The 5,949-nt window shown below is 73.1% G+C and carries 7 protein-coding genes; 6 read left to right on the forward strand and 1 reads right to left on the reverse strand.

All coding sequences use genetic code 11. The features are described from left to right. The 6 genes from ACWEVO_RS27835 to ACWEVO_RS27860 form a co-directional block, all read left to right on the forward strand. On the forward strand, positions 1-2,345 hold a 2,345-nt coding region (locus ACWEVO_RS27835), incomplete at its 5' end, for an Rne/Rng family ribonuclease (RefSeq protein ID WP_452310454.1). A gap of 119 nt (positions 2,346-2,464) precedes the next feature. Beyond that, positions 2,465-2,935 (forward strand): hypothetical protein, encoded by a 471-nt coding sequence (locus ACWEVO_RS27840; protein WP_452310455.1) that lies wholly within the window; start codon positions 2,465-2,467, stop codon positions 2,933-2,935. Between the two features lie 187 nt (positions 2,936-3,122). After that, the gene (gene rplU, locus ACWEVO_RS27845) at positions 3,123-3,437 is read left to right on the forward strand and encodes a 50S ribosomal protein L21 (RefSeq protein ID WP_067312477.1); all 315 of its coding nucleotides are present in this window, start codon (positions 3,123-3,125) and stop codon (positions 3,435-3,437) included. Positions 3,438-3,448: 11 nt separating this feature from the next. Then, positions 3,449-3,703 (forward strand): 50S ribosomal protein L27, encoded by a 255-nt coding sequence (rpmA, locus tag ACWEVO_RS27850; protein WP_452310456.1) that lies wholly within the window; start codon positions 3,449-3,451, stop codon positions 3,701-3,703. Between the two features lie 90 nt (positions 3,704-3,793). Then, positions 3,794-5,281, forward strand: a complete 1,488-nt coding sequence (gene obgE, locus ACWEVO_RS27855) for a GTPase ObgE (protein WP_452310457.1) — start codon at positions 3,794-3,796, stop codon at positions 5,279-5,281. Positions 5,282-5,341: 60 nt separating this feature from the next. Continuing rightward, positions 5,342-5,791: a GNAT family N-acetyltransferase gene (locus tag ACWEVO_RS27860; protein WP_452310458.1), complete on the forward strand. Its 450-nt coding sequence runs from the start codon at positions 5,342-5,344 to the stop codon at positions 5,789-5,791. A gap of 7 nt (positions 5,792-5,798) precedes the next feature. On the opposite strand, the gene ACWEVO_RS27865 is transcribed toward ACWEVO_RS27860, so the two are convergent. Beyond that, positions 5,799-5,949: DUF6766 family protein (locus ACWEVO_RS27865; protein ID WP_452310459.1), on the reverse strand; the 151-nt coding region annotated here is incomplete at its 5' end.

The following is a 5,949-nucleotide window of genomic DNA, read 5'->3' on the forward strand; positions in this document are numbered from 1 at the left end:
GATCTCGCCCACCGTCAGCGAGCCGGCCTGGTATTCCCGGACGTCGACGTCGGGGACCCCAGCCCGAGGAGATGCCCACCGTCCGGGTCACGTACCCGGTCGCCGAGGAGGCCGTCGAGGAGCCGGAGCCGGTGGAGACCGGCCGGCGCCGCCGGCGGGCCCGCCGCGAGGCGGAGCCGGTCGCGGCCGAGGCCGAGGTCGAGGTCGACGAGGAGTCGGCCGTCGAGGCCGAGGAGTTCGCCGAGGCGGAGGACGAGGACGAGGAGACGGCCGCCGGTCGTCGCCGCCGTCGCCGTGGCCGCCGGGGCCGGGGCCGCGGCAAGGGCGGCGCGGAGGAGGCCGAGGACGAGGAGGCCGAGGAGGCCGTCCGGGCCGAAGCCGCGGATGCCGAGGCCGAGGAGGCCGCCGAGGAGGAGGAGGCCGAGGGCGAGGGCGAGGGGATGACCCGCCGCCGCCGTCGTCGCCGCCGCCGGGGGGCCGGCGACGTGGAGGCCGCCGCCGAGGACGGGGTGCCCACGGTCGTCAAGATCCGGGAGCCGCGCCGGGCCGTCGACGAGGTGCAGGGGGTCTCCGGCTCGACCCGGCTGGAGGCCAAGCGCCAGCGCCGCCGGGACGGCCGCGAGCAGCGGCGTACCCGGCCGCCGATCCTGAGCGAGTCGGAGTTCCTGGCCCGCCGGGAGGCGGTCGACCGGGTGATGGCCGTCCGCCAGCGCGGCGACCGGACGCAGATCGCCGTCCTCGAGGACGGCGTGCTGGTCGAGCACTACGTGACCCGCAACTCGTCCGGCACCATGGCCGGCAACGTCTACCTGGGCAAGGTGCAGAACGTGCTGCCCAGCATGGAGGCGGCGTTCGTCGACATCGGGCGCGGGCGTAACGCCGTGCTCTACGCCGGCGAGGTCAACTGGGACACCACCGGCCTGGAGGGGCGCGCCCGCTCGATCGAGCAGGCGCTCAAGTCCGGGGACTCGGTGCTGGTCCAGGTCACCAAGGACCCCATCGGGCACAAGGGCGCCCGGCTCACCAGCCACATCGCGCTCTCCGGCCGGCATCTGGTGTACGTGCCGAACGGCAACGCCTCGGGCATCAGCCGGAAGCTGCCGGACACCGAGCGCAAGCGGCTGCGGGACATCCTCAAGAAGCTGGTGCCGGACGGCGCCGGGGTGATCGTGCGTACCGCCGCGGAGGGGGCCAGCGAGGACGAACTGGCCCGCGACGTCAAGCGGCTCCAGGCGCAGTGGGAGGACATCCAGGCCAAGGCGGCCGAGGGTGGCGCGCCGGTGCTCCTCTACGAGGAGCCGGACCTGGTCATCCGAGTGGTCCGGGACCTGTTCAACGAGGACTTCCGCGAGCTGGTCATCGAGGGCGAGCAGTCGTATGACCTGGTCGAGTCGTACCTGTCGCACGTCTCGCCGGACCTGGTCGCCCGGCTGCGCCGGCACGCCGGCACCACCGACGTCTTCGCCGAGTACCGGATCGACGAGCAGATCCTCAAGGGTCTGGATCGCAAGGTCTTCCTCCCCTCGGGCGGGTCGCTGGTGATCGACCGGACCGAGGCGATGACGGTCATCGACGTGAACACCGGCAAGTACACCGGCTCCGGCGGCAACCTGGAGGAGACGGTCACCCGGAACAACCTGGAGGCGGCCGAGGAGATCGTGCGCCAGCTCCGGCTGCGCGACCTCGGCGGCATCGTGGTGATCGACTTCATCGACATGGTGCTGGAGTCGAACCGGGAGCTGGTGCTGCGCCGGCTCACCGAGTGCCTCGGCCGGGACCGCACCAAGCACCAGGTCACCGAGATCACCTCGCTGGGCCTGGTGCAGATGACCCGCAAGCGGATCGGCGCGGGCCTGCTCGAGGCGTTCAGCGAGACCTGCGAGTGCTGCAAGGGCCGCGGCGTGATCATCCACACCGAGCCGGTGCCGGAGAAGCCGCGCTCCGGCGGCGGGGCGGGGGAGAAGGTCAAGGCGGTCGCCTCGGCCGTCACCACCCCGGCCGCTGAGGAGAAGGGCCGGCGCCGGGGCCGCAAGGCCGCCCCGGAGAAGCCGGCCCCCGAGGCGGCGCCCGAGCAGCCGGCCGCCGAGGCCGCCCCGCAGCGGGCGGTCGCCGAGGTGGTCGACGACGACTACTACGACACCCAGGGCTACGATCTGTCCCGGTTCGAGACCGAGACGCCGGCCGCGCCGGCGGTCGCCGACGCCCAGGAGGGCGAATCGGCGCGGCTGGCCGCGGCGGACGACCCGGACGCGATCGGCGACGGCGAGGCCGAGGAGGGCGCCGAGGGCGGCTCCGGCCGGCGGCGCTCCCGGCGGGGTGGCGCGCGACGGCGTACCCGCCCGTGAGGCGCTGACCAGCACGGCGTTTGACAGGGCCCCTTCCTCGGCAACAGAGTCCGCAGGGAGGGGCCCTGCCGTACCCGTCGACCCCCGGTCGGGACGGCGCGGCCCGGACGGGAGGAGACATGCGTCGCGTGCTCGCGGTGACCGCGCTGGCCGGGGTTCTGCTGGCCAGTGCCGGCTGCGCCGACCGGGATGGCGAGGACCCCTTCGCGGTCGGCTTCGCCTCACCGGCCCCACCGGCCGCCACCCCCGCCCCGACGGCCACCGGGGACGCGGGGGTGTGCGCCCGTGCCAAGCAGGCCGGCTCCGTGGCCGTGCAGCGGTACGTCCAGAAGCTGGCCCAGATGCTGCGCGCGAACGCGGTCAAGGACCGCCGGACGGAGGAGGCCGCGCGGCGGGACGCGGAGGCGGCGCTCGCCGGCTGGCGGGACACCCTGCGCGAGCAGTCGGCCCGCGCCACCGACCCCCGGTTGCGTACCCTGTTGGCGGACCTGGCCGCCGAGGTGGGCGGCCTGGGCACGGACGTGCAGGCGATCGACGAGACGGAGTTCGACCGGCTCCAGGGGCGCCTGGACGAGCTCTGCCCGGGCTGACCGGCGGCCCGGTTTGGGCAGCGGGCCGGGTATGGCGTACGCTTGCCTGCGGCGCACTTTGGTGTGCCGAGTTCCCGCGTGCCCGCGCCGCCGGTGTCACGGCTCCCGGCGAGACGCCGTGGGAACGACCGACCGGTAACGGTGGGAAAAGACGCCAGCAGCCTCAACGACAGGGAGTCCGCCTCCGATGTACGCGATCGTCAAGACCGGCGGCAAGCAGTACAAGGTCGCCGAGGGCGACGTGATCGAGGTCGAGAAGCTCACCGGTGCCCCCGGTGACGCGGTGAAGCTCACCGCGGTGCTCCTCGTCGACGGTGACGACCTGGTGACCGACGCGGCGAAGCTTGCGAAGGTCGCGGTGTCCGGCGAGATCGCCGCGCACACCAAGGGCCCGAAGATCCGGATCCACAAGTTCAAGAACAAGACCGGCTACCACAAGCGCCAGGGTCACCGCCAGCCGCTGACCCAGGTCAAGGTGACCGGCATCTCCAGCGGGAAGTAGGTCGTCCTCCAATGGCTCACAAAAAGGGTGCGTCCAGCTCGCGTAACGGTCGCGATTCCGCGGCCCAGCGGCTCGGCGTGAAGCGCTTCGGTGGTCAGGTCGTCAACGCGGGCGAGATCATCCTCCGCCAGCGTGGCACCAAGTTCCACCCCGGTGACCTGGTCGGCCGCGGCGGCGACGACACGCTCTTCGCGCTGGCCGCCGGTGCGGTCCAGTTCGGCACCAAGCGCGGTCGCAAGACCGTCAGCATCGTGCCGCAGCAGTAGCTCTCCGGCGCAAGCGGGCCGCGGACCTCGTGTCCCGGCCCGCTTCGCTTTTCCGCGTGCGGGGCGGACCCCGCTGGAAGGATTGGCGTCGTGACGACGTTCGTTGACCGGGTCGTCCTGCACCTGCAGGCCGGCGACGGCGGGCACGGCTGTGTCTCGATCCACCGGGAGAAGTTCAAGCCCTTCGGCGGCCCGGACGGCGGCAACGGCGGGCACGGCGGCAGCGTGTCGCTGGTCGTCGACCCGCAGGTCACCACGCTGCTGGACTTCCACTACCGGCCGCACCAGAAGGCGGAGAACGGCAAGGGCGGCGCTGGCTCGAACCGGGACGGCGCCAACGGCCACGACCTGGTGATCAAGGTGCCGAACGGCACCGTGGTGCAGACCCCCGACGGGAAGGTGCTGGCCGACCTGGTCGGCGTGGGCACCACCTTCGAGGCGGCCCGGGGCGGCCGCGGCGGGCGCGGCAACGCCTCGCTGGCCAACGCCCGGCGCAAGGCCCCCGGCTTCGCGGAGCTGGGCGAGCCCGGTGACCGGCTGGACGTCGTGCTGGAGCTGAAGAGCGTCGCCGACGTCGGCCTGGTCGGCTTCCCGTCTGCCGGCAAGTCCTCGCTGATCTCGGTCATCTCGGCCGCCAAGCCGAAGATCGCCGACTACCCGTTCACCACGCTGGTGCCGAACCTGGGCGTGGTACGGGTGGACAACCACACCTTCACGGTCGCCGACGTGCCGGGGTTGATCCCGGGCGCGGCCACCGGCAAGGGCCTGGGCCTGGAGTTCCTCCGCCACGTCGAGCGGTGCGCCGTCCTGGTGCACGTGGTCGACACGGCGACGTTGGAGCCGGGCCGGGACCCCCTCGCGGACATCGACACCATCGAGGCCGAGCTGACCGAGTACGGCGGGCTCACCGACCGGCCCCGCCTCGTCGCGCTCAACAAGATCGACGTACCGGACGGGCGGGACCTCGCCGAGATCGTCCGGCCCGACCTGGAGGCGCGCGGTTTCCGGGTGTTCGAGGTCTCCACGGCCACCCGGGAGGGGCTCAAGGAGCTGACCTACGCGATGGCGGAGCTGGTCGAGCAGGCGCGCCGGGCGGCGCCGCCGGCCGAGCCGACCCGGATCGTGATCCGGCCGAAGGCGGTTGACGACGCCGGCTTCACCATCGAGGCGGAGGCCGACGGCTCGTACACGGTCCGGGGCGACCGGCCGGAGCGCTGGGTCAAGCAGACGAACTTCGACAACGACGAGGCGGTGGGCTTCCTGGCCGACCGGCTGGCCCGGCTGGGCGTCGAGGAGAAGCTGGCCAAGGCCGGCGCGCAGGCCGGCGACCTGGTCCGGATCGGCGACCGCGAGTTCGACTGGCAGCCCACCCTCTACGCGGGTGAGGACTTCGTCCCCACCGTCCGGGGCGCGGATCTCCGGCTGGAGGAGAAGTCGACCCGGGCCTCGGCCGCGGAGCGGCTGGCCGCCCGCAAGGCGCGCCGGCGGCGCCCGGAGGACGAGCTCGAGGCCGCGCCGGGGTCCGACGTCGACGTCGACGTCGACGTCGTCGACGACGAGGACGAGGACTGGGACTAGACGGTTCCGGGCCACACGCCGGAAACCTGCCCGAAACGGGCGCTGCCTAGCGTGGGGGCCATGCTGATCGAGCCCCGTCCCGCCACCGATCCCGAGGTCGCCGCCCTGGTCACCGCCCAGCAGCGGGAGCTGCGCAAGGCCGACGGGGGCCTGGACGGTCAGGTGACGGTCACCCACGACGACATCAGCTACCTGGTCGTGGTGGCCGGCGGGCGCGCGGTGGCCTGCGGCGGCATCCAGCCGCTGGACGCCGACACCGGCGAGCTCAAGCGGATGTACGTGCGGCCGGCGTACCGGGGACGGGGCATCGCCCGGCAGTTGCTGGCGGCGCTGGAGGAGCTGGCCTTCCGGCACGGCCACACCACGGTGTGCCTGGAGACGGGCACCTACCTGCCGGCGGCCATCGGCCTCTACCGGTCCTGCGGCTACCAGCCCATCCCGGTGTACGGCGAGTACGTGGACAACCCGTACAGCGTGTGCTTCGCCAAGCGGCTGCCGGTCGCCGCCTGAGACGGGCTCAGGCGCCGGTCTCGGCGTGCGCGGCGGTCACCGGCTTCGACTCGGGGCTGGCGTGCTGCCGCAGCACGATGCTCAGCAGGATCAGCACCCCGACGGCGAGGAACTCGCTCTGCCAGTTCTGCATGGACTGGAACCAGAAGTCGCTGGTG

Source organism: Micromonospora sp. NPDC003776 (genome assembly GCF_053605645.1).